Below are 22096 nucleotides of genomic sequence, written 5' to 3' on the forward strand. Positions count from 1 at the left end.
TGCCGCGCCGCAGCCTTGATCGACGTCATGTGGAGATCGCGTGCAGGGCTCACCTGTCCGGCACCAGGGTCTCGAACTCGTCCACGAGCCGCTCGATCTGCTTCATGCCCGCGGCCCAGAAGGCCTTCTGGCGCGGATCGAGGCCGAACGGAGCCAGCGCCTCCACATAGGTCTTCGTCCCTCCGGCGGCGAGCAGGGCCTCGTAGAGCGGCGCGAAGCCCTGCGGATCCTCCCGCCGCTTCTCCATGAGACCGCGCACCAGGAGGTCTCCGAAGGCGTAGGCGTAGACGTAGAACGGCGAGTGCACGAAGTGGCTGATATAGCCCCAGTAATGCTCGTAGCCCCGGTTGAGCCGGATCGCCGGCCCCAAGCTCTCGCCCATCACCTCCAGCCAGAGGCCGCCGATCTCCTGGGGCGAGAGCTCGCCCTCCAGGCGCGCGGCGTGGAACCGGGTCTCGAAACGGTGGAAGGCGATCTGGCGTACCACCGTGTTCAGGGCGTCCTCGATCTTGCCGGCCAGCAGGCCGCGCTTCTCCTCCGGGGTGGCCGCCGCCAGCAGCCGCTCGAAGACCAGTCCCTCGCCGAAGATCGACGCCGTCTCGGCGAGCGTCAGCGGCGTGTCGGCCAGGAGGGTGCCGAGAGGCTGGCAGAGCGTCTGGTGGACCGCGTGGCCGAGCTCGTGGGCCAGCGTCAGCACGTCCCGTCGCTCGCCCATGTAGTTCATGAAGACGTAGGGGTGCCGCTCGGCCGTGACCGGGTGAGAATAGGCGCCGGACTGCTTGCCGGGCCGGGGCAAGGCATCGATCCAGGGCTGGTTGAAGAAGGTGTGGGCGGCGTCGGCAAACTTCGGCGCGAGATCGGCGAAGCTCTCCAGCACCAGACCCTTGGCCTCGTCCCAGCTGTAGAGCCGGGGCGGCGCGGTATCGAGGGGCGCGTTGCGGTCCCAGTGGTCCAGCGCTTCCCGGCCCATCACCCGGGCCTTCAGCCGGTAGTAGCGGTGGCTTACCGACGGGTAAGCCTCCACCACCGCCTGCTCCAACGCATCCACCGAGGCGGCGTCGACCTCGTTGGCCAGGTGCCGTCCGGCGGCGGGATCAGGGTACTTCCGCCAGCGGTCCTCCACCTGCTTCTCGAAGGCCAGAGTGTTCAGGCAGAGCGCCAGTGTCGGCGCGCGATCCCCGAGCGCCTTGGCCAGCGCCATGGCCGCCTGCTTGCGCAGGCCCGGATCCGGACTGGAGAGGCGGTTCAGCGCCTCGGAGAGCGTCAGCGTCTCCTTGCCCACCCGGGCGGTGAGCTTCGCCAGGGTCTCGTCGGACAGCCGCCCCCAGTTCGCCACCGCGGGCGCGCGATCCACCAGCATCCGCTCGAGCTCCGCCGAGAGCTCGTGCGGCCGCGCCAAGCGCACCCGGCGGATCCACGGCCGCCAGCGGGCGGCGGGCGGATGGCCCTCGAGCGCGGCCTCGATCTCGGCGTCCTCGAGCTGGTTGATCTCCAGGGTGAAGAACAGGCTCTCCGCGGCGATCTGGGAGGCGCGGGCCCGCAGGTCCGCCTCGAATTTCGACCACGCGGGGTCGTCGCGCGCCACGGACGCGGCGAGCGAGGCGTAGGAGCCCACGCTCCAGAGCGCGTTGGTGGCCGCCTCATAGTGGCCGATCCCCTCATCCAGCAGGCGGCCCAGCCCCGCGGCGTCGGCCCGACTGGCCACGAACCGGCCTTTCAGCGCCACCAGGGCGCCGTTCGCCGTGCGGGCGCGATGGAGATCGGCCTCGATACGAGGATCTTCGCGGTCGGTATAGAGGTCATCCAGCCGCCACTGCGGCAGGGTCTCGGGCTTCACGGGCGCGTTCATGGCTCGGATGTAGTCCATCCGCCCCCGGAGCGGGAGGAGGCGCCCTACAACTTCTGGGTCGCCAGAAGGATCGAGGTCTCGGTGGAGGCGATGCCTTCCAGCGTCCTTATCTGGTCCAGGGTGCGGCTGAACTCGGCCAGGCTCTCGGTGTCGAGCTCGGCCACCAGATCCCAGCGGCCGTTGGTGGTGTGGATCGCCGCCACCTCCGGGAAGCCCTTTAGCGCCTTCACCACTGCGCCGGAGCGCTCGCCCTCGATGGCGATGCACATGATGGCGCGCACCCGGTTCGCCTCGAGTTCGGGACGGGTGCGGACGGTGAAGCCCTGGATCACGCCGCGGGCCAGAAGCCGCTCCATCCGGTTCTGCACCGTACCGCGGCTGACCTTCAGCGCCGCGGCAAGGGAGGAGGCCGGCTGACGCGAATCGGCCCGCAGCAGGGCCACGAGCCTGCGGTCGAGGTCATCAAGCAATTCGCCAGCCATCCATGGCATTCCGACAAGGCCTTTAGCGAAAAGTAGCAGGTTGTCCGCTTTTCGCTAGCGCCGCCTTGGGCGATCCTTCTGAGGGTCAATTGCTGGAGGGTTCGCATGGCGCTCTTCCTCATGACCGATCCCGGTCACTTCGAGGTCTGCTACCAGATCAATCCCTGGATGAAGCCCACCGCGTGGCGCGCCGACCGCGAAGGCTGCCTCACCGCCGCGAAGGCCGCGTCGGACGCCCTGAAGGCCGCGCTGAAGGCCGCCGGCGCCCGCGTCGAGCTGGTAGAGGCCGCCCGCGGCCTGCCTGACCTGGTGTTCCCGGCCAACGCCGCCGTGGTGCTCGACGGCCGCGTCCTCCTGGCCCGCTTCCGGCATCCGGAGCGGCAGGGCGAGGAGGCGATCTTCCGCTCGGCCTTCTGCAAGCTGAAGACGCGCGGCGTGGTGCAGGAGATCATGGACCTGCCGGAGGGCCTGTTCCACGAGGGTGCGGGCGACGCGATCTGGGACCTCGGCCGGCAGCTCTTCTGGGCTGGCTACGGCCCCCGCTCGAGCCGCGGCGCGCTGGCCGTCCTGCAGGGCTTCTTCGGCCAGGAGGTGGTCCCGCTGGAGCTGGCGTCGGAGCGCTACTACCACCTGGACACCTGCTTCTGCCCGCTGTCGGGCGGCGAGGTGCTCTACTATCCACCGGCCTTCACCGAGACCGCCCTCGCCACGATCCGCGAGCGGGTGCCCGAAGAGCAGCGCATCGAGGCCACCGACGAGGACGCCGCCGCCTTCTGCGTGAACGCGGTGAACATCGACCGGACCATCGTCATGGCCAAGGCGCCCGCGGCGCTGCGCGCCCGCCTGGAGCAGCGCGGCTACCAGCTGGTCGAGGTGGACCTCTCGCCCTTCATCCTCTCGGGCGGGGCCGCCTATTGCATGACGCTGCGCCTCGACCGGACCAGCGTCCCCCAAGCTTCCGCCATCGCCGCCGAATAGGGGCTCGACACCGATGAACGACATCACGCTGCAACGCTCGATCGCCGCCGACCTGATCGCCACCGAGGCCCTCTACGGCGCCAAGAACTACAAGCCCCTCGACGTGGTGCTGACCCGCGGCGAGGGGGTCTACGTCTGGGACGTGGACGGCAACCGCTACATGGACTGCCTCTCGGCCTATTCAGCCGTGAACCAGGGCCACTGCCACCCGAAGATCCTGGAGGCCCTGGTCTCCCAGGCCTCGCGCCTGACGCTCACCTCGCGGGCCTTCCGCAACGACCAGCTCGCGCCTTTCTACGAGGAGCTCTGCGCACTCACCAAGTCGCACAAGGCCCTGCCGATGAACTCGGGCGCCGAGGCCGTCGAGAGCGCCATCAAGGTCGCCCGCAAGTGGGGCTACGAGGTGAAGGGCGTGCCGGAGGGCCAGGCCGAGATCATCGTCGCCGCCGACAACTTCCATGGCCGCACCGTGGCTATCGTGGGCTTCTCCACCGATCCGGGTTCGCGCGGCGGCTTCGGGCCCTTCGCCCCAGGTTTCAGGGTCGTGCCCTACGGGAACGCCGACGCCCTGGAGCAGGCCATCGGGCCCAATACGGTGGCCTTCCTGGTGGAGCCGATCCAGGGCGAGGCGGGCGTGATCATTCCGCCGGCGGGGTACCTGAAACGCGCCCGCGAACTCTGCACGAAGCACAACGTGATCCTGATCCTCGACGAGATCCAGACCGGCCTCGGCCGCACGGGAAGGCTGCTCGCCGAGGAGCACGAGGGGATCGAGGCCGACCTCACCCTGATCGGCAAGGCGCTCTCGGGTGGCTTCTACCCGGTCTCGGCCGTGCTCTCGAACTCCGAGGTCATGTCCGTCCTGCACCCGGGTGAGCACGGCTCCACCTTCGGCGGCAACCCGCTGGCCTGCGCCGTTGCGCGCGCGGCCCTGAGGGTCCTGACCGAGGAGGGCATGATCGACAACGCCGCCCGCGTGGGCGAGCGCCTCAAGACCTCGCTCTCCGGCATCCGGGCCGACGGGGTCAAGGACGTCCGCGGCCGCGGCCTGATGCTGGCCGTGGAGCTCCATCCCGAGGCCGGAGGCGCGCGGCGGGTCTGCGAGGCCCTGCAGGCCCGCGGCCTGCTGGCCAAGGAGACGCACGACCACACCATCCGCATCGCCCCGCCGCTGATCCTCTCCGACGGCCAGGCCGACTGGATCGCCGAGCAGTTCGCTGCGGTCCTGCCCTAGCTCTTGGGCGGCGGCGCGGGCGTCCTGGACCCCTGCGCCGTCGCGGGGGCGGCGGCGGCGTTCCTCGCCTCCTGGATGACGTAGGCGCGAACGTCCTCGGCGTCCTTGGGCGTCAGGAAACGGGCGAAACTCGCCATGCCGCGCGGGGCCAGCACGCCGTCGATCACCACGCCCTTCCAGTCCTCGGCGCTCGCCAGCATCGGCGAGGCCCGCAGGTTGGGCAGCCACGCGCCCGCCGCGTTCGGTCCGTGGCAGACCTGGCATTGCTGGTGGAAGACCGCGAAGCCGTTCTTCACGTCGCCGGATGAACTGACGCCCGTCAGGTCGATCTCGGGTTGGGCGGGCACGTTGAACGGCGGCGCCGTCGCCTGGCCGCCGATCTTGAAGACCAGCAGCCGGCCGGGAAGCCTCGGCCGCTGCGGCATGAAGCCCGGGGCCGAGATCTGGCCGCCGCCGCCCGCGCCCACCATCACGGCCACGTACTGCTCGCCGTCGATCTGGTAGCTCATTGGCGCGGCGATGATCCCGTTGCCGGTCTTGTAGGTCCACAGCTTGGCGCCCTTGGCCGCGTCATAGGCCACGAACTCGCCCTGGGCCGCGCCCTGGAAGACCAGGCCGCCGGCCGTCGACAGCACGCCCGCGTTCCAGAAGTAGGGGTGCTCGACGGTCCAGACCGCCTTCTGCTGCACCGGGTCCCAGGCGACCAGCGCGCCGCGGATCATCGACGCCACGGCCTTCTGCGTCGCCTCGTCGGTGGGCAGCGCATTGGTGAGGAAGTCCACCCCGACGTTCCAGGCGCCGTCCTTGTAGGTGAAGCCCGTGTCGTCCGTATAGGCGAACGGCGTGACGTTGGTGGGGATGTAGACCAGCCCGGCCTTCGGATTGTAGGCCATGGGCTGCCAGTTGTGCGCCCCGAGCGGCCCCGGGATGGCCAGCGCCGGGCCCTGGCCGTAGCGGGCGTTGGGCGCCTCGATCGGCCGGCCGGTCTTCAGGTCGACGCCGGTGGCCCAGCTGATGTTGGTGTAGTTCTTGGCCGAGAGCAGCTGACCGGTGGCCCGGTCGATCACATAGAAGAAGCCGTTCTTTGGCGCCTGCATCAGGACCTTGCGCGGCTGGCCCTCGATGTTCAGGTCGGCCAGCATGATGTGCTGGGTGGCGGTGTAGTCCCAGCTCTCGGCCGGGGTGGTCTGGTAGTGCCAGACGTACTCGCCGGTGTCCGGCTTCAGCGCCAGGATCGAGGACAGGAAGAGGTTGTCTCCCTTGCCGCCCGAACGGCGCTGGTGGTTCCACGGCGTGCCGTTGCCGACGCCTAGGTAGACGATGTCCAGGGTGGGGTCATAGGCGATGGAGTCCCACACCGTGCCGCCGCCGCCGGTCTTCTTCCACTCCCCGTCCGACCAGGTGGCCGCGGCCTTCTCGGCCATGACCTTGTCGGAGGCCGCGCCGTCGGCCGCGCCGGTGGGGTTGGGCGTGGTGTAGAAGCGCCAGGCCTGCTTGCCGGTCGCCGCGTCATAGGCGGCGATGTAGCCGCGCACGCCGTATTCGGCGCCGCCGTTGCCGATCAGCACCTTGTCCTTCACGACCCTGGGCGCGCCGGTGATGGTGTAGGGCTTGGAGGTGTCGGTGGTCTGCACGGACCAGACCGGCTGGCCGGTCTTGGCGTCCAGCGCGATCAGCCGGCCGTCGATGGTGCCGAGGTAGACGCGGCCCTTCCACAGGGCGACGCCGCGGTTGACCACGTCGCAGCAGGCGTTGAAGCCCTTGGCGCCCTCCACCTTCGGATCGAAGGCCCAGAGCTGCTTGCCGGTCTTCGCGTCGAAGGCGTAGGCCTTGGACCAGGCGGTGGTCGTGTAGAGCACCCCGTCGGCCACCAGGGGCGTCGCCTCCTGTCCACGGTCGGTGTCGAATTCGGCATACCAGGCCAGGCCGAGCTGGCCCACGTTGGCGGCGTTCACCTGGTCGAGGGGGCTGAACCGCTGCTCGGAATAGCCCTTGCCGTAGGAGAGCCACTCCGCGTTGCCGTCGGCCGCGGCGATCCGCGCTCCGTCGACCTGGCCGCCCGTCGCCGCCGGCTTCTGACAGGCGGCTACCGCGCCGGCCAGCGCCAGCACAACCGCAAGGGTCCTGATCCTCATCTCGCCTCCCCGTGGCCTTTGCCGGCCTTGCCGAGACGTTAGGCCCGGAGCGGAGCGGCGGGCAAGCACGCCGCCACGTCAACCGAGGCGGCGGGGGGAGCCCCGGAGCGCCGCTCCGGAGCCCCCTTCATCCACTAGCGACGGTAGTTGTAGCCGTAGCGGCGGTCGTCGTCCCTGCGTTCCCAGCGGATGCGCGCGGCGAGCGCGTCGAAGCGGCGGTCGAGGTCGGCCATCTCACGGGGTGTGTAGCCGCCGCGGCGGTAGCGCATGTCCAGTCGCGCCACGTCGCGGTACTCGGCCCGCAGGCGCGCCGCCTCGCCGGCGGTCAACTGCCCGCTGCGCAGGCCCTGTTCGATGCGGCGCTCGAGCTGCGCCTTGCGCCGCTCGACCGGCACCCAGCGGCCGCCCTCGTCGGCCCAGCCGGACCCGCCGAACCAGCCGCGCTCGCGGTCGGTGCGGTCATAGCGGATGCGCATCGAGAGCTGGTCGAAACGCCGGTCGAGATCCTGCCGCTCCCAGGCTGACAGGCCGCCGGCCCTGTAGCGGGCCTCCAGGCCGATCAGGTCGCGGAACTCGGCCCGAAGGGACATCGCCTCCGATCGCGACAGGTCGCCGGAGCGCATCCCCGCCTCGATGCGCTCGTCGAGGCGAGCCTGCCGTTCATTGATGGACATCCAGGCCTGTGCAGAGGCTGCGCCGGCGCTCATCGCCAGCGCCACGCCGGCCAGCATGGCGGTCCGGTTGTGCTTGGTCATGGGGTCTCTCCTTCTCGTGTCGTCCCCCCACGCGAGGCGCCCCTGGCGCGGCTCAAACTCGCCAAGGCCGCGTTTGGTTCGCCCCAGGCGGCCAAGCCGGGCCGTGAACCCATTGACCGGCTTGGGTGTTTAGGAGCGTCCGCAACGGAGATGCGAAAAGGCGATGACCCAGTCGACCCGCCCCCTTATCGCGGCCCTCGCCGCGGCCGGCGTGGCGCTGGCCGCCTGGCCGGCCGCGGCCGAGATCAAACCCGGTGAGCAGCAAGGCCTGGGCCTCACCGCCAGCGAGGTCCCCGAGCTGCTGAAGAAGGTGAAGGCCGATCCCTACGCGCCGGCAGACTGCGAGGCGGCCTATCAGGAACTTGCCCAGCTCGACCAGATCCTCGGCCCCGACGCTGACGAGCCCGATGTCGAGAAAACCAACGCCGGCGACCTGCTGGTGAAGGGCGCGCGAAGCCTGATCCCCTACCGGGGGGTGTTCCGCATCATCACCGGCGTGGACCGCAAGGAGCGCGAACTCGCCGACGCCGCCATGGCCGGCTGGGCCCGTCGCGGCTTCCTGAAGGCCAAGCTGCGCCAGTGCGAGGATGCGCCGGAAGCCACCATCGCCGCCGCAGACACCTACGCCGCTCCGGCCGCGGTCACGGCCACGGTCCCGCCCGCCGCGGAGCCCGTCGACTTCGCGCCGCCGCCGCTTGAGCCTGCCGCGCCGGCGGAGACCTTCGGGCCCTCGGATGCGCTCGCCGGTCACAGCCAGACGGTCGCGGCCGTTAACCCCTGATTCGGGTCTCCGAAACTCGGCCTTTACCCACCGCCTGTATCAATTCGGGCCACGAAGAGCATCGTCCAGAAGAGACGAGTGTCCGATTGAGGTGGGTATTCTCCAATGTCCAAGACGGTCCTCGTCGTCGATGACGACCCGACCCAGCGCAGGCTGATCCAGGCTGTCCTGGAGCGCGAAGGCTTCGCCGTGGCCCACGCCGAGAGCGGCGACGAAGCCATCCGCAAGCTCGGGGCGGGGGTGAAGGCCGACGTGGTTCTCCTCGATCTGGTCATGCCCGGTATCTCCGGCCAGGACACGCTCGCGGAGATGCGCGCGCGCGGCTTCAACCAGCCCGTGATCGTGGTCACCGCCACCGGCGGGATCGACACCGTGGTGCAGGCCATGCAGGCCGGCGCCATCGACTTCTTCGTCAAGCCGGCCGCGCCGGAGCGGATCATCGTCTCGATCCGCAACGCCCTGTCCATGGGCGCCCTGAAGGGCGAGGTGGACCGGCTGAAGAAGCACGCCACCGGCCGCACCACCTTCGACGACCTGATCGGCGCCTCGCCGGCCATGACCATGGTCAAGCGCCTGGGCGAACGGGCCGCCAAGTCGTCCATCCCCATCCTGATCACCGGCGAGAGCGGGGTCGGCAAGGAAGTGATCGCGCGGGCCGTGCATGGCTCCTCCGAGCGCGCCGGCAAGCCGTTCGTGGCCGTCAACTGCGGAGCCATTCCCGAGAACCTCGTGGAATCCATCCTGTTCGGCCACGAGAAGGGGAGCTTCACCGGCGCCACCGACAAGCACCTGGGCAAGTTCCAGGAGGCGAGCGGCGGCACCCTGTTCCTCGACGAGGTGGGCGAACTGCCGCTCGACATCCAGGTGAAGCTGCTGCGGGCCCTGCAGGAGAGTGAGATCGATCCGATCGGCTCCAAGCGCTCCATCAAGGTCGACGTGCGGATCGTTTCGGCGACGAACCGCGACCTCTCACAGGCCGTGGCCGAGGGCCGCTTCCGCGAGGACCTCTACTACCGCCTGAACGTCTTCCCGATCGAGGCGCCGGCGCTGCGCGAGCGCAAGGAAGACATCCCGGCCCTGGTCGACGCCTTCGTGCGCCGGTTCAACGTGGAAGAGGGCAAGTCCGTGGTCGGCGCCGCGCCCGACACCATGAGCTTCCTCACCGCCTTCGACTGGCCGGGCAATGTCCGCCAGCTGGAGAACGCCGTCTACCGCGCCATCGTGCTGTCAGACGCCCCGTATCTGGCTCCGCACGACTTCCCGGCCATCTCTGGCGTCGCCGCCCCGCCCCCGGAGTCGGTCGTGCAACCGGTGGCGACCGCCCTGCCCCAGGCCATCCCGACCGCCGAGCAGCTCGTCGCCGAGATGCCGAAGGACGCCCCGGTGCGCATCCTGGACGAGCGCGGCCACCTGCGGACGCTGGAGGAGATCGAGCGCGACCTGATCCAGCTCGCCATCGGGATTTACGCCGGCCACATGAGCGAGGTGGCCCGCCGCCTCGGCATCGGTCGCTCCACCCTCTACCGCAAGGTCAAGGAGCAGGGCCTGGAGGACGTGGTCGAGCAGGTGGCGGCGCAGGGCTGACCTAGTCTTCGCCACCCTTCGGCTTCCGGCGGAAGCCCTTGCCCCGGCTCATCGGCTTCTTCTCGCCCTTGGCCTTGGCGGCGATCTCCTTGAGCTTCACCGACTGCATGAGGGAGAGCGCCTCGCCGCGGGCGCCCTTCTCCGGGTCGCCGAAGGCGCGGCCATAGGTCTTCACGCGTTCGGCGACGCTGCCGAGGAATTCGCCCTCCCAGTCGGAGAGCTCGACGCCCGCCTTCTCGGCGGTCCGGCGGGCGCGTTTCAGGGCGTTGAGGGCGGCGCGCCTGGCGGCCGCCCGCTGCGCCTCGAAGGGCGATGGTGGCGCCTTGCGCTTCAAATCTCTCCGATCGCCGAGAGGTAGAGGTCGAGGATCGCCTCTTCCTCCATCCGCTTGGCGCGGTCCTGCTTTCGGATCCGGACCACCTTGCGGAGCACCTTCACGTCGAAGCCGTTGCCCTTGGCCTCGGCGAAGACCTCCTTGATCTGCTCGGCGATCTCGGACTTCTCCTGCTCGAGGCGCTCGATACGCTCGATGATGCTCTTCAGCTGGCCCTGGGCCGCCTGGTTGAGCACGTCGGGGTGGGCGTCGGCGGCGTCGTCGGCCATGGGGGAGAGCCTCTCACAAGTCTCGGGGGTTCGGAAAGCGGCGGAACCTAGCCACCGGCCGGCCCCGTGTCATCCGTCGCTTGAACCTTTGCCGAAGCCCGACCATTGAGACGCATCGACGCGGAGGCAGCCGATGGCCGAAGAGAAACGCCCACTCACGCAGCAGGACGCCGAGGCCGCCGTCCGCACCCTCATCGAATGGGCGGGGGACGACCCCACGCGCGAGGGGCTCCTGGAGACGCCGAAGCGAGTGGCCAAGGCCTACCGGGAACTCTTCGCCGGCTACGAGACCGACCCGCGGGAGTACCTGGCCCGCACCTTCGAGGAGGTGGGCGGCTACGACGAACTGGTGATCCTGAAGGACATCCGGGTGGTCAGCTTCTGCGAGCACCACATGCTGCCGTTCCTGGGCAAGGCGCACGTGGGCTACCTGCCGGCCAACCGCGTGGTCGGCATCTCCAAGCTTGCGCGGGTCGTCAACGGCTTCGCTCGCCGGCTGCAAATCCAGGAAAAGCTCACCGCCGAGATCGCCGAGGCGATCCAGGACATCCTGCAGCCGAAGGGCGTGGGCGTGGTGCTCGTCTCCGAGCACAGCTGCATGACCATGCGGGGGGTGAACACGCCGGGCTCACGGCTGACCACCAGTCACCTGCTGGGCGAGGTCCGCGACGACCCGCGGACGCGGCAGGAGTTCTTCGAGCTGGTCCGCGGCGGCCCCGCCTAGAGGAGACCGCGGGCCTCCAGGGCCGGCCGCAGCGAGGCGGGGTCGGTGAAGTGATGGACGTCGAAGCCAAGCTCGCGGGCCGCCTCGATGTTCTTCGCGCTGTCGTCCACGAACAGCAGGTCACGCGGCGCATAGCCGAACCGCTCCGCCGCCAGGCGGAAGATCGCGGGATCCGGCTTTGTCAGCCGCTCCCGGCCGGAGATGATGGCGTCCTTCAGCCGCCCGAAGGCCGGGCTCATGGCGTAGGTGCCCTCGACGGTGTCCTGATGGATATTGGACAGGCCGAACTGGGGCACGCCGCGCACGTCCAGGGCCTCGATGGCCGCCTCGGTCTCCGGGATCGCGCCGGAGAACATCTCCCACCAGCGCTCGCGCCACGCGCGGATCGCCGGCGCATGGTCGGGATGCCTGGCGATGAGGACAGCGATGTTGTCCTCGAAGCTCTCCCCGCGGTCGTGCGCCATGTGCCAGTCCATGGTGCAGACATGGGCGAGGAACCGGTCGCACTCGGCCGGGTCGGGGAAGATCTTCTGGTAGAGCGTGCGGGGATTCCACCGCACGATGACGTTGCCGAAGTCCCAGACAACGGCCCTAGGGCCGACAGCCTGGGGGCCAACCGCCTCAGGCATCGGCCGGCGCGCTTAGCCCTGCTTGGCTTTGAAGCGCGGGTCCGTCTTGTTGATGATGTACACCCGGCCCTTGCGGCGCACGAGCTTGCAGTCGCGGTGGCGAGTCTTGAGCGACTTGAGCGAGCTTCTGACCTTCATGACCTGTTCTCGGGCGTGCGCGGACGCGCGGCGTCCTGGTTCAACAAGAGAGCGGGCGCATATACGGGGAGGCTGGGCCTGAGTCAACGCATTGGCCCCTGACGGCGTTGTGACTGGGCGCCGACTCGCGGCTCACTAGATAAGGTCATGATGCGCCGCCGCTATCTTCTCGCCCTGTACGTCCTGGCCGGGTGCGCGAGCCCCGCCAACAAGGCCCTCTTGCCGACGCCCACCGTGACGCCGCCGCCGCCGGCCGTGGCGCCTGCCCCGGCGCCGGCGCCGCAGCCGGTGATCCCGCCGGTGGTCTCCGGCGACCAGGTGTTCGACGCCTGGGCGGCCGAGTTCTACGGCCGGGCCACAAAGGCCGGCGTCTCGCGCTCGGTGTTGGACCGCGAGCTGAAGGGCCTGACCCCCGATCCCCGCGTCGGCAACCTGGACAGCCGGCAGCCCGAGTTCTCCAAGCCGATCTCGGAGTATCTGAAGGGCGTGGTCACCGGCGGCCGGGTCTCCATGGGCCTGCAGCGCCGCAGCGAGCCCTATTTCGACCGGATCGAGCAGCGCTATGGCGTCCCGCGGGAGATCCTGATGGGGGTCTGGGCGCTGGAGAGCGGCTACGGCGCGATCCAGGGCGACTATGACGTGATCCGCTCGCTGGCCACGCTGGCGGCCCAGGGCCGGCGGCGGAGCTGGGCCGAGGGCGAACTGATCGCGGTTCTGAAGATCATCGAGTCGGGCGAGCACGCGCGCTCGCGCCTGCGCGGCTCCTGGGCTGGGGCCATGGGGCAGACCCAGTTCATCCCCACGACCTTCGCCTCCACGGCCGTGGACCACGACGGCGACGGCAAGCGCGACATCTGGGCCTCGCCGGCCGACGCCCTGGCCTCGGCGGCCAACCTGCTGTCCAAGGCCGGCTGGGTGCGCGGGCAGAGCTGGGCGCGCGAGGTCACCGTTCCCGCAGGCTTCGACTGGAGCCTTACGGAAGGCCCGCGCGAGACGCCTGGCTGGTGGGCGGACAGGGGCGTGACGCGCGCTGACCGCCTCCCCTGGGCCGACACCGACCTTTCCGCCAAGGCCCAGCTGGTCGCGCCCACGGGCGCGCGGGGGCCGGTATTCCTGCTGTTCCCGAACCACTTCGCCATCCGCCGGTACAACAACTCCATCGCCTATGCGCTCGGCGTGGGGCTGCTGGCCGACCGCATCGGCGGCCAGGGCGACCTGGTGAAGCCGTGGCCGGCCGAGACGCCCCTCTCGCTGGCAGATCGCATGACCGCCCAGCGGGCGCTGGCGGCGCTGGGCTTCGATCCCGGCGCACCCGACGGCGTGGTCGGCATGGGCACGCGCACGGCGCTCCGGAACTGGCAGAAGGCCCGCGGCCTGGTGGCCGACGGTTACCTCTCGCCGGAGATGGTGCAGCGGCTGAAGACCGAGGCCCAGGCCGCCGGCGCCGCAAGCTAGGGCGCGCCGCCCTCGTCCTGCTTTTCCAGGGTGGCGATGGCGGTGTCGGCGCGCGTGGCGGGCTTCGGGTCGGCGTTGCGGAGCTGCTTGTTGCGGAAGGCGTAGACCAGCATCCCCAGCATCAGCGCCATGTTCAGCAGGAACGGCGCCGGGTTCGAGTGCTGGTAGAGCCAGACGAAGAACGGCGCGAGCACCACATTGACTCCGTTGACCGCCGCGATGGCGCCGGCCACGCGGGCCTGTTCGCCCATGTCCACGGCCAGGGACGAGCCGGCGGTGAAGCCGGGCCGGGCGAAGCCGAACCCGAGGCTGGAGACCGCATAGCCCGCCACCACCGTCCAGTAGTCCGGCGACAGCGCCACCATCAGGTTGCCAAGCGCCGCCACGGCCACGCCCCAGCGCAGCAGCTGGCGCGGCGTCATCTCGAACATCCGGATGATGCCCCACTGGGCGAGGAGCCCCGCCACCGCGCCGAACATCATGGCGATGGCGATGAAGCCCTGGGCCTGGGTCGGCGTGAAGCTCAGCTTGTCGATGATCAGGAAGCCCAGCGTCTGGGCCTGGGCCGTCTGGCAGACGGCGACCACGAAGCCGTAGATCAGGAAGGGCGTCACCCGCGGGTCGCGCCACATCGGCGTGTCGCGCTTGGCGCCGGCGACCACCGGGCGGCGTGGGCGGGCGGCCTCGGGATCGACGGGCGACTCCGGCAGGTAGCGCCAGACCACGAACAGCATCGCCGCGGCGATCAGGGCGAAGGTGAAGAGGGGACCCGCCAAGCCGAGGACGGGGAAGATGAACAACGGCGCCAGGAACGGCCCGATGACCGTGCCCAGGCCGAAGGCGCCGGCCAGGCTGGACATCGCCTGGGTCCGCTTCTCCGGCGCGGTGCGCTCGGCCACATAGGCCTGGGTGGCGGGGTTCGAGGCCGCGCCGAACAGGCCGAACAGCGCCCGCGCGAAGAGGAAGAGGACGAAGATGACCAGCGGCGCGGCGAGGTGCCGAAGGCCGGCGCTGACCACGAAGCCGCAGGCGATCATCGAGATCATGAAGCCCGACAGCCCCACCAGCATCAGCGGCTTTCGACCGTAGCGGTCGGACGCGCGCGCCCACCACGGCGAGGACAGCGCCCACAGCAGCGCCGAGAGCGAGAACACCGCCGCCACCATGGGGTCGGGAATCCCGATCGAGCGGCCGATGGCCGGCAGCACGCTGATCAGGCCGGTGTTGCCCAGCGCGGTGGCCAGGGACACGCCGAAGATGATCGTGAACGCCCGCTTCGAGAGGTCGCGTTGGGGGGCGGGCGGAGCGGACATGGCCCATCGATTAAGATGCCCGCCGCGGGCGCGCAAACCCGAAAGCCGCTCACCGCCCATTAAGCATTAACGGCCATGTTCCGGGAGACTACGGGGACCCGCGAAGTATGTTTCAGATCATCGGCATCGTGCTGCTGTTCGCCCTGGTGTTCGGCAGCTACCTGATCTCCGGCGGGAACATGGGCGTGATCATGCACGCCCTCCCTCACGAAATGATGGCGATCGGCGGCGCGGGCGTCGCCGCCTACCTGATCGGCAACTCGATGCCGGTGATCAAGGGCACCCTGTCGGGCTTCTCGAAGGTGTTCGGCGGGCCGAAATGGAAGGCCTCCGACTACCGCGACCTGCTCAGCCTGCTCTTCCTGCTCACCAAGACCATGAAGTCGAAGGGCGTCATCGCGCTCGAGAGCCACATCGAGAACCCGAAGGAGAGCACCATCTTCTCGCGGTTCCCGAAGATCATGAAGGACCACTTCGCGGTCGACTTCATCTGCGACACGCTGCGCATGATGACCATGAACCTGGAGGATCCCCACCAGGTCGAGGACGCCATGGAGAAGCAGCTCGAGAAGCACCATCACGAGGCGATGGGGCCGCCGCATGCGCTGCAGAATCTGGCCGACGCTCTTCCCGCGCTCGGCATCGTCGCCGCGGTGCTGGGCGTCATCAAGACCATGGGCGCGATCACCGAGCCCCCCGAAGTCCTCGGCGAGATGATCGGCTCCGCGCTCGTCGGCACCTTCCTGGGCGTGTTCCTCGCCTACGGCCTGGTGGGGCCGATGGCTACGCGCATGAAGGAGGTCACCGAGGAGGAGGGCTCCTTCTATCGGATCATCCAGTCCGTGCTGGTCGCCCACCTGCACGGCAACGCCGCCCAGATCTCCGTGGAGATCGGCCGCGGCAGCGTGCCCTCCGGCGCACAACCCAGCTTCCTGGAGCTGGAAGAGGCGCTCAACGCGATCCCGAACGAGGCGTGATCGCCCGCCTTTCCCCCCGGCCGGGCCGGATTCGGAAAGGTAAAAAAGTGATCACGGACCCGTGAATAAAGGACTTGCCCGGGGGGCGAAGCGCGGCATATTCCTGACTCGCGCCCGGGGACTCCGCAAAGGCCCGCGGGTGTTTTGACACTCCGATCAGGGGAACCAGGGATATGACCTCCGAACTGCTCCGCAAGATGCTCGTCGCCGGCGCCGCCGTCGCCGCTCTCTCCGTCGCCGCCTGCAACAAGCCGGAAGAGAAGACCGAAGCCGCCGCCGAAACCACCACGGAAGCTCCGGCCGCCGCTCCGGCTGACGCCGCTGCGACCGCCGCCGCCGACGCTTCGGCCGCTGCTCCGGCCGCCGACGCCGCCGCTGCTCCGGCCGCCGACGCCGCTGCCGCTCCGGCTGCTCCGGCCGCCGACGCCGCTGCCCCGGCCGAGAAGCACTAAGCTTCTCACGCGGAAACGCGTTACGAGAGGGCCGCTCCCCTTGGGGGGCGGCCCTCTTTCTATTTGGACCATGAGAGAAGACCCGAGCGCCTCCGACAGCCCGCTCGCCTGGGGCGAGGATGGCCAGCCGCGCTCCCGCCTGTTCGGCGACGTCTACTTCTCCACCGAGGACGGCCTGGCCGAGACCCGCGCGGTCTTTTTGGAAGGCTGCGGGCTGCCGGACGCGTGGAAGGGCCGCTCCCGGTTCGTGGTCGGCGAGCTGGGCTTCGGCACCGGCCTCAACATCCTGGCCCTTCTCGACCTCTGGCGACGCCTCCGTGAACCGGGCGCCCGGCTCCACGTCTTCACCATCGAGGCTCATCCGCTGGCCCGGGACGAGGCCGCCCGCGCTCATGCGCGCTGGCCCGAGCTCGCGGAGCTTTCTGCGCTCCTGCTGGCGCGCTGGCCCGGCCGCGCTCGGGGCTTCCACCGCGTGGACCTGCCCGAGCTCGGCGCGGTCATCGACCTCGCCGTCACGGACGTGGAGCCGGCGCTGAGCGGCTGGAGCGGCCGCGCCGACGCCTGGTTCCTCGACGGCTTCTCGCCGGCCCTGAACCCCGCCATGTGGCGCGACGAGGTGATGGCGCTGGTGGGCGCGCGCTCGGCGCCCGGGGCGCGGGCCGCCACCTTCACCGTCGCGGGCCAGGTGCGCCGCGCACTCGCCGCCGCCGGCTTCCAAGTGGAGAAGAAGCCCGGCTTCGGCCGCAAGCGGGAGCGGCTGGAGGCGCGCTTCCCCGGGACGCCGGTCGATCCATCGGTGCGGAGCGTCGCGATCGTCGGCGGAGGGATCGCCGGCGCGGCCGCGGCGCGCGCCGTCCGGGCGCTCGGAGGCGAGGCCCTGCTGCTGGAGGCGGAGCAGCTGGGCGCCGGGGGCTCCGGCAATCCGGCGGGCCTGGTCACGCCGCGGCTGGACGCGGGCCTCGGCCCTCCGGCCGAGCTGTTCGCCCAGGCCTTCAGGCGCGCCGTGGCGCTCTACGAGGCGGAACGCCCGGAGGCGATCATCGCGCGGAGCGTCCTCCAGCTCGCCGCCTCTCCACGGGACGAGCCGCGCTTCGCCCGTATCGCCCAGTCGGACCTGTTCGAGCCCGGAGCGCTGCGCCGGCTGGACGCGGGGGAGACGGGAGCGCGGATCGGCGAACCGGCGCCGGCCGCCCTGGCGCAGGAGACCGCGCTCGTCCTGGAGCCGGCCGCGGTCCTCGCCGCCTGGGCCGGCGCGCTCCGGTTCGGCGCGGTTGCGGCGATCGAATGGGTCCCCCAGGGCTTCGTACTGCGCGATCCGGCGGGCGCTGAGCTCGTGCGGTGCGACGCGGTCATCGTGGCCGCCGGACTGGATTCAGGCCGTCTTGCGCCCGGCCTCGCCCTCGCCCCCGTGCGCGGCCAGGCGACCTGGGCCCGGACGGCGGCGCCCACGCCCGCCGTCGCCTGGGGCGGCTATGCGATCCCGACGCGCGACGGGGTGCTGTTCGGCGCCACCCACGACCGCGGGGACACGGGCGGCGACCTGCGCGACGCCGACCATGCCCGCAACCTGGAGACCCTGGCGGCCGCCCTGCCGGCCCTCGCCCGCGGTCTGCGGGACCTGCCGCTGGAGGGCCGCGCCTCCGTGAGGGCCACGACGTCCGACCGCCTGCCGGTCGCAGGTCCCGCCGACGGCGGGCCGGAGGGTCTGTTCGTGCTCACCGGCCTGGGCTCCCGCGGGCTCTCGTGGGCGCCGCTGCTGGCGGAGCACGTGGCGGCTGTGGCCCTCGGCGCCCCGTCACCCCTGCCGTCGCCGCTCGCCGCCCTCGTCGATCCCGCACGGTTCCGTCGTCGGGCGGCGCGGCGGGGCGCTTCCTGAACGGCGGCGGCGGGCCTATATCTGGGCTGCTTCGGGGGACGCCCAGGCAGGGACCGAAGATGATGCACTCCAAGCTATTCTGGGCCGCGCCGCTGGCCGCGCTGGCGCTCTCCGCCGCCGCCCCGCAGATCGCCGGCGCCCTCTCGCCGGCAGAGCCCGACGCCGCCGAGGCAAAGCCGCAGCGCAGCTGCTTCTGGGCCCGCAACGCCAACGGTTTCGCAGCCGCCGACGAGAAGACCGTCAACATCCGGGTCGGCGTGAAGGACGTCTACCAGTTCGAGATGCTGGGACGATGCACGGACATCGACTGGTCGCACAAGATCGCGCTGGTGGCGCGCGGCTCGTCCTCCATCTGCACCGGCCTCGACGCGGAGATCGTCACCGGTTCGCCCCTCGGTCCTCAGCGGTGCCCGGTGCGCGCCGTGCGCAAGCTGACGCCGGAGGAAGTGGCGGCCCTGCCGCCCCGCGCCCGACCGTAGCCGGAAACGGAAAGGGCGCCGGACCTCGCGGCCCGGCGCCCCTGCCCGTCCTACGCGGCGTCTAGAAGCGCTTCTGGAAGCCGATCTCGAACACCCGGCCCAGCGGATTGCCCTGGGTCAGGTCGTAGTTGTACGGCGAGGGCACGTAAGGGGGATCCTCATCCAGAATGTTCTGGATGCTGAAGGTGACCACCGTGTCCCACGGCGCCTGCCAACGCGCGATCAGGTCGTGCTGCCAGTAATCGTCGGACTTGCCGACCGCTTCAAGCCGCCGTCCGGCGCAGGCGTTGGTCGGGCACACCGTCCCCGGTGCGATCGCGGGCGCGCTGGCGTCCGGGACCGTAATGAAGAAGGGCGAGCCGAACGCGGGCGACGTCCCCTCCGAGTACCGCGTCTGCCAACGCAGCGTCAGCGGCCCGCGGCTGAACGTGGCGAAGCCGTTGGCCTTCACCTGCGGGTAGGAGAAGAAGTCGTTCAGCACGTCGCTGAGCCCCGCCCGATCTTCGGCCGGTGCGATCTCGATGGCGGAGTCTTCGAGAAGGGTGATGGCGCCGCGCTTGTACTCGATGAGGTAGGTGACCTCGCCGCCCACCGACCAGCTGCCGTCGAACCAGCCGTCCCAGGCGTACTGGGCGCGGGCTTCGATGCCGGAGGTGTCGGTGGTCGGGCCGTTGACCACGAAGCTGCGCAGCCGGGCCACGTTGCCGGCGCCGCACGCGCCGCCGGCGAAGGTGAAGCGGGCCTGCAGGGCGGCGAAGGCCGGGTCGTTGCAGCGCACGTTGGCGCCGTTCGGGAACATGGTCGCGTAGAGGCGCGAGCCGCTTTCCTCGATCAGCTCTTCCTTGAACTTGAAGTTGAAGTAGTCGACCGTCGCGGAGAACCCGCCAAGTTCGACGATGGCCCCGACGTTGAAGGTGTCGGCCTTCTCCGGCTTCAGGTCCGGGTTTCCGCAGCTCTGGAACGCCCGGTAGGCGCCGCCCAGAACGCGGACGCCGTTGTTGCAGTTCGGCGCCGTGAGGCCGGGGCCCGGCGCCCGGAAGGTGGTGCTGGCGCTGCCCCGCACCGCGAGGAAGTCCGTCAGCTGCCACTTCGCCGCGATCTTCGGGTTTGTCGTGGAGCCGATGTTGCCCTGGTAGTCCTCGTGCCGGATGGCGAAGTTGACGTTCAGGGCGTCGGTGACGGGAAGCTGGAGCTCGCCGAACACCGCCTTCACGTTGGCGTCGTCGTCCCGGTCCGTGTTCGAGCCGAAGAACACCAGGGGACCCGTCTCGTCAGCGCAGGCCGCGCGGTCCGGGCAGGGGTTCTCATCAGCGTTGAAAAGCGCGCCGTACTTCCGAAGCTCGCGGTTGTAGCGGTACTGGGCGCCAGCGGCCCAGGCCACCGGCCCGCCGCCGAGTTCGAAGCCCGTCTCGCCGGAGAACACCGCGTCCAGCACCAGGATCTGGTTGGTCAGCACGTTGGTGTAGTTGCCGTACAGCCACCGCACCACCTGCGGGTCGTTGGCGACCGCGGCGTTGAAGAACGGATTGGCGGCCCCGTTCACCGCGCTCGTCTGCACCCCGTTGGTGAAGGGGTTGAAGAAGTAGCAGCCCAGGGCCGCGTTGCCGGCCCCAGTGGTGAAATTGCCCGTCTCGCCGGCCGTGCAGCCGTTGGGGTCGTCAGCCTTCGCCCCGAAGCCGCGCAGCGCGAGCTGCAGGTTGCGCACCAGCAGGTCGTTGGTGTTCGAGGTGTTCTTCTGCTCCATGTAGGTGACGGCGGTGTCGTAGTTGATGCCGCCGAAGATGGAGCCCTTGAAGCCGCCGGAGATCCGGTAGGCGTCGTTCACGATGGTCTGGTGGTCGGCCTTGTCCGGGTTGGTCGGATGGCCCGCGAAGGCGATCGCCCGCCAGCCGAGCTGGACGATGTCCACCCCGCGCGCGCCTCCGGGCGCCCCGGGCTGAGCCCCGGCGCTCGAGAACGCGCCCGCCCGGATCGCCGCACATTCGGTGGCGGTCAGCGGCGCGCGGCAGTCGTTGATGAGCGCCAGGAAGCCGGGGTTGTTCACCGGCACGTTGAACGGCACCGACAGGTTCGGACCGCTCCCGGCGCTGGGCGAGAAGGAGGTGCCGCCGTCGGACACCCGCGACGGGTACTGCGCCGTCAGGTTGGCCGGCGACAGGCGCTGCATCGGGATGTCGTTGCGCGACCAGGCCACCTCCCCGTGGAAGGCGACGTTCTCCGACAGGTCGAAATTCACCTCGCCGTAGAGCTGGTAGTGATCTTCCTCGTTCACCAGGTCGTTGAAGTTGGAGAACTGGAAGCGGCAGAGGGTGGCGCTACCCGATCGCGCCGCATTATTGGGGCCGACTGGGGTGGCGAAGGTCACCGTCGGCGTCTGGCCGGGCTGCCCCGCCAGCGGGTTCTGGTAGGTGATGTTGTTGGTGAGCGTGCCGCCCAGTTCCTCACAGCCGTTGTCACGGAAGACGGTCGCGCCGCCGACGAACAGGCCGGGATTGGACGCGCCGGTGTAGCCGGCCGCGCCGGACGAGCCGGCGAAATCGAACGACTTCAGGGCGTAGTCGCGCTCATGGATGTCGAGGCGCGATCGGTGGCGGTAGCCGCCGGACAGCAGGACGTTGCCGTTGTCGAACTGCTTGCCCCAGGCGACGTTGGCGTTCCAGTCGCCGTCCGAGCCGTCGATGAAGGCGTATTCCGCGTCCATCTCCAGGCCGTCGAGGTCCTTTCGGGTGATGAAGTTCACCACCCCGCCGATGGCGTCGGAGCCGTAGGTCGCCGCGGCGCCGTCCTTCAGGATCTCGATCCGGCCCACGGCCGAGGTCGGGATGAAGTTGAGGTTCGCGCCGCCGCCTTGGAAGGCCGCGACGGGGCTGTCCGCAAGACGCCGCCCGTTCATCAGGGTGAGCGTGCGCGCGGCGCCGAAGCCGCGCAGGTTAATGGTCGCCGTGCCGGCGCCGCCGTTGTAGCGGTTGGACTCGCCGAGCGAGGCCTGCGAGGCGGTGATGGTCTTCACCAGCTGGACGACAGTGGGCGAGCCCTGCTCCTGCAGGTCCTCGGTCGAGAGGACGTCCACCGGAAGGGCGGCGTCCTCGGGCGTTCCGGCGATGAATGAGCCGGTGACCACCACCTCCTCGACCTCGGCGGCGCGGGGGGCGGCGGTTTGGGCGGCGGCCGGAGCGGCCAGGCCCAGGATCATGGCGACGGTCACGACGGAGCCGCCGCAGAAATATCTGCTCTTCAACATGTTCGGGTTTCCCTCCCCAATCGAGACCTCGCTCCCATCTGACGCAGGAGCTTTCGGCCCTAAACGGAAGGATCATCCGGCAGCTTTGCCGCCAGCGCTAGGGTTTTTCGGGCTCGAAACATAACAATGTGTGCTCGATCGATCCTCGGCGAGCGCCAGTCCAAGCTGTTGTATTTGAAGATAAATACTCCCGGCGCCGCAACGTCAGGCGTACTCGGCCTTCGATGACGGGACCGTCATCCGACCCAAGGTCAACGTACCCAACGTTCTAAACAGGGCCTGCCAGGAAAAGCGAGTTGGCATACCCGTGTTTCGGAATATGCGCCACGCAGGCCTCTGTTGCACAAATGACGCTCGCGGCCCCCAAACGAAGAGGGCGCCGCCGCGATGCGGCGACGCCCTCCCTGGAGT

20 protein-coding genes are annotated in these 22096 nt (G+C 69.9%); 10 read left to right on the top strand and 10 right to left on the bottom strand.

Features of this window, described 5'->3' with window-relative positions:
- Positions 1-49 precede the first annotated feature (49 nt).
- Together V7Z97_RS04245 and V7Z97_RS04250 are read right to left on the bottom strand one after the other, a co-directional pair.
- Complete coding sequence (locus V7Z97_RS04245; RefSeq protein ID WP_334161793.1) at positions 50-1849, bottom strand: M3 family oligoendopeptidase; 1800 nt, start codon at positions 1847-1849, stop codon at positions 50-52.
- Between the two features lie 44 nt (positions 1850-1893).
- Positions 1894-2331, bottom strand: coding sequence for an Lrp/AsnC family transcriptional regulator (locus V7Z97_RS04250; RefSeq protein ID WP_334161644.1), 438 nt, complete (start codon positions 2329-2331; stop codon positions 1894-1896).
- 105 nt (positions 2332-2436) lie between these two features.
- Here V7Z97_RS04250 and V7Z97_RS04255 point away from each other — a divergent pair, with 105 nt between their 5' ends.
- Together V7Z97_RS04255 and rocD are read left to right on the top strand one after the other, a co-directional pair.
- Positions 2437-3309 (top strand): dimethylarginine dimethylaminohydrolase family protein, encoded by an 873-nt coding sequence (locus tag V7Z97_RS04255; protein WP_334161646.1) that lies wholly within the window; start codon positions 2437-2439, stop codon positions 3307-3309.
- A 13-nt stretch (positions 3310-3322) separates the two neighbouring features.
- Positions 3323-4543: an ornithine--oxo-acid transaminase gene (gene rocD / locus V7Z97_RS04260; protein WP_334161647.1), complete on the top strand. Its 1221-nt coding sequence runs from the start codon at positions 3323-3325 to the stop codon at positions 4541-4543.
- Here rocD and V7Z97_RS04265 read toward each other — a convergent pair.
- Both V7Z97_RS04265 and V7Z97_RS04270 read right to left on the bottom strand, forming a co-directional pair.
- On the bottom strand, positions 4540-6678 hold the full coding sequence (locus tag V7Z97_RS04265) for a PQQ-dependent dehydrogenase, methanol/ethanol family (protein ID WP_334161649.1): 2139 nt from the start codon (positions 6676-6678) through the stop codon (positions 4540-4542). The two genes, rocD and V7Z97_RS04265, sit on opposite strands and share 4 nt — an antisense overlap.
- 134 nt (positions 6679-6812) lie before the next feature.
- A complete protein-coding gene (locus V7Z97_RS04270) occupies positions 6813-7433 on the bottom strand; it encodes a hypothetical protein (protein WP_334161650.1) in 621 nt (206 codons plus the stop codon).
- A 163-nt stretch (positions 7434-7596) separates the two neighbouring features.
- On the opposite strand from V7Z97_RS04270, the gene V7Z97_RS04275 reads away from it, so the two are divergent.
- Positions 7597-8214 carry a hypothetical protein gene (locus tag V7Z97_RS04275; protein WP_334161651.1) on the top strand — a complete coding sequence of 206 codons (618 nt, stop codon included), beginning with the start codon at positions 7597-7599 and terminating at the stop codon, positions 8212-8214.
- Positions 8215-8319: 105 nt separating this feature from the next.
- The gene (locus tag V7Z97_RS04280) at positions 8320-9798 is read left to right on the top strand and encodes a sigma-54-dependent transcriptional regulator (RefSeq protein ID WP_334161652.1); all 1479 of its coding nucleotides are present in this window, start codon (positions 8320-8322) and stop codon (positions 9796-9798) included.
- Between the two features lies 1 nt (position 9799).
- Here the strand turns inward: V7Z97_RS04280 and V7Z97_RS04285 are convergent, their stop codons facing one another.
- Both V7Z97_RS04285 and V7Z97_RS04290 read right to left on the bottom strand, forming a co-directional pair.
- Positions 9800-10132 carry a hypothetical protein gene (locus tag V7Z97_RS04285; RefSeq protein WP_334161653.1) on the bottom strand — a complete coding sequence of 111 codons (333 nt, stop codon included), beginning with the start codon at positions 10130-10132 and terminating at the stop codon, positions 9800-9802.
- Positions 10129-10401 carry a DUF2312 domain-containing protein gene (locus V7Z97_RS04290; protein ID WP_334161654.1) on the bottom strand — a complete coding sequence of 91 codons (273 nt, stop codon included), beginning with the start codon at positions 10399-10401 and terminating at the stop codon, positions 10129-10131. The genes V7Z97_RS04285 and V7Z97_RS04290 overlap by 4 nt, the downstream gene beginning before the upstream one ends.
- Before the next feature lie 133 nt (positions 10402-10534).
- On the opposite strand from V7Z97_RS04290, the gene folE reads away from it, so the two are divergent.
- Positions 10535-11125, top strand: a complete 591-nt coding sequence (folE, locus tag V7Z97_RS04295) for a GTP cyclohydrolase I FolE (protein WP_334161655.1) — start codon at positions 10535-10537, stop codon at positions 11123-11125.
- Here the strand turns inward: folE and V7Z97_RS04300 are convergent.
- Together V7Z97_RS04300 and ykgO are read right to left on the bottom strand one after the other, a co-directional pair.
- Positions 11122-11754: an HAD family hydrolase gene (locus V7Z97_RS04300; RefSeq protein WP_334161656.1), complete on the bottom strand. Its 633-nt coding sequence runs from the start codon at positions 11752-11754 to the stop codon at positions 11122-11124. The two genes, folE and V7Z97_RS04300, sit on opposite strands and share 4 nt — an antisense overlap.
- Positions 11755-11766: 12 nt before the next feature.
- Entirely contained in the window at positions 11767-11892 is a 126-nt protein-coding gene (ykgO, locus tag V7Z97_RS04305) for a type B 50S ribosomal protein L36 (RefSeq protein WP_111513452.1), read from the bottom strand.
- A gap of 150 nt (positions 11893-12042) precedes the next feature.
- Here ykgO and V7Z97_RS04310 point away from each other — a divergent pair, with 150 nt between their 5' ends.
- Positions 12043-13347 (top strand): lytic murein transglycosylase, encoded by a 1305-nt coding sequence (locus tag V7Z97_RS04310; protein ID WP_334161657.1) that lies wholly within the window; start codon positions 12043-12045, stop codon positions 13345-13347.
- Here V7Z97_RS04310 and V7Z97_RS04315 read toward each other — a convergent pair.
- The gene (locus V7Z97_RS04315) at positions 13344-14660 is read right to left on the bottom strand and encodes an MFS transporter (protein WP_334161658.1); all 1317 of its coding nucleotides are present in this window, start codon (positions 14658-14660) and stop codon (positions 13344-13346) included. The two genes, V7Z97_RS04310 and V7Z97_RS04315, sit on opposite strands and share 4 nt — an antisense overlap.
- 107 nt (positions 14661-14767) lie before the next feature.
- Between V7Z97_RS04315 and motA the strand changes: the two genes are divergently transcribed.
- The 4 genes from motA to V7Z97_RS04335 all read left to right on the top strand — a co-directional run bounded on the left by motA (position 14768) and on the right by V7Z97_RS04335 (position 18444).
- Complete coding sequence (motA, locus tag V7Z97_RS04320) at positions 14768-15637, top strand: flagellar motor stator protein MotA (protein ID WP_334161660.1); 870 nt, start codon at positions 14768-14770, stop codon at positions 15635-15637.
- Positions 15638-15810: 173 nt separating this feature from the next.
- The gene (locus tag V7Z97_RS04325) at positions 15811-16089 is read left to right on the top strand and encodes a hypothetical protein (protein ID WP_334161661.1); all 279 of its coding nucleotides are present in this window, start codon (positions 15811-15813) and stop codon (positions 16087-16089) included.
- A gap of 70 nt (positions 16090-16159) precedes the next feature.
- The gene (gene mnmD, locus V7Z97_RS04330; protein WP_334161663.1) at positions 16160-17965 is read left to right on the top strand and encodes a tRNA (5-methylaminomethyl-2-thiouridine)(34)-methyltransferase MnmD; all 1806 of its coding nucleotides are present in this window, start codon (positions 16160-16162) and stop codon (positions 17963-17965) included.
- A gap of 59 nt (positions 17966-18024) precedes the next feature.
- Positions 18025-18444, top strand: a complete 420-nt coding sequence (locus V7Z97_RS04335) for a DUF6491 family protein (protein ID WP_334161664.1) — start codon at positions 18025-18027, stop codon at positions 18442-18444.
- A gap of 61 nt (positions 18445-18505) precedes the next feature.
- On the opposite strand, the gene V7Z97_RS04340 is transcribed toward V7Z97_RS04335, so the two are convergent.
- Positions 18506-21685: a TonB-dependent receptor domain-containing protein gene (locus V7Z97_RS04340; protein ID WP_334161665.1), complete on the bottom strand. Its 3180-nt coding sequence runs from the start codon at positions 21683-21685 to the stop codon at positions 18506-18508.
- Positions 21686-22096 lie beyond the last annotated feature (411 nt).

It is taken from the genome of Phenylobacterium sp., assembly GCF_036821595.1.
Taxonomy (GTDB): domain Bacteria; phylum Pseudomonadota; class Alphaproteobacteria; order Caulobacterales; family Caulobacteraceae; genus Phenylobacterium.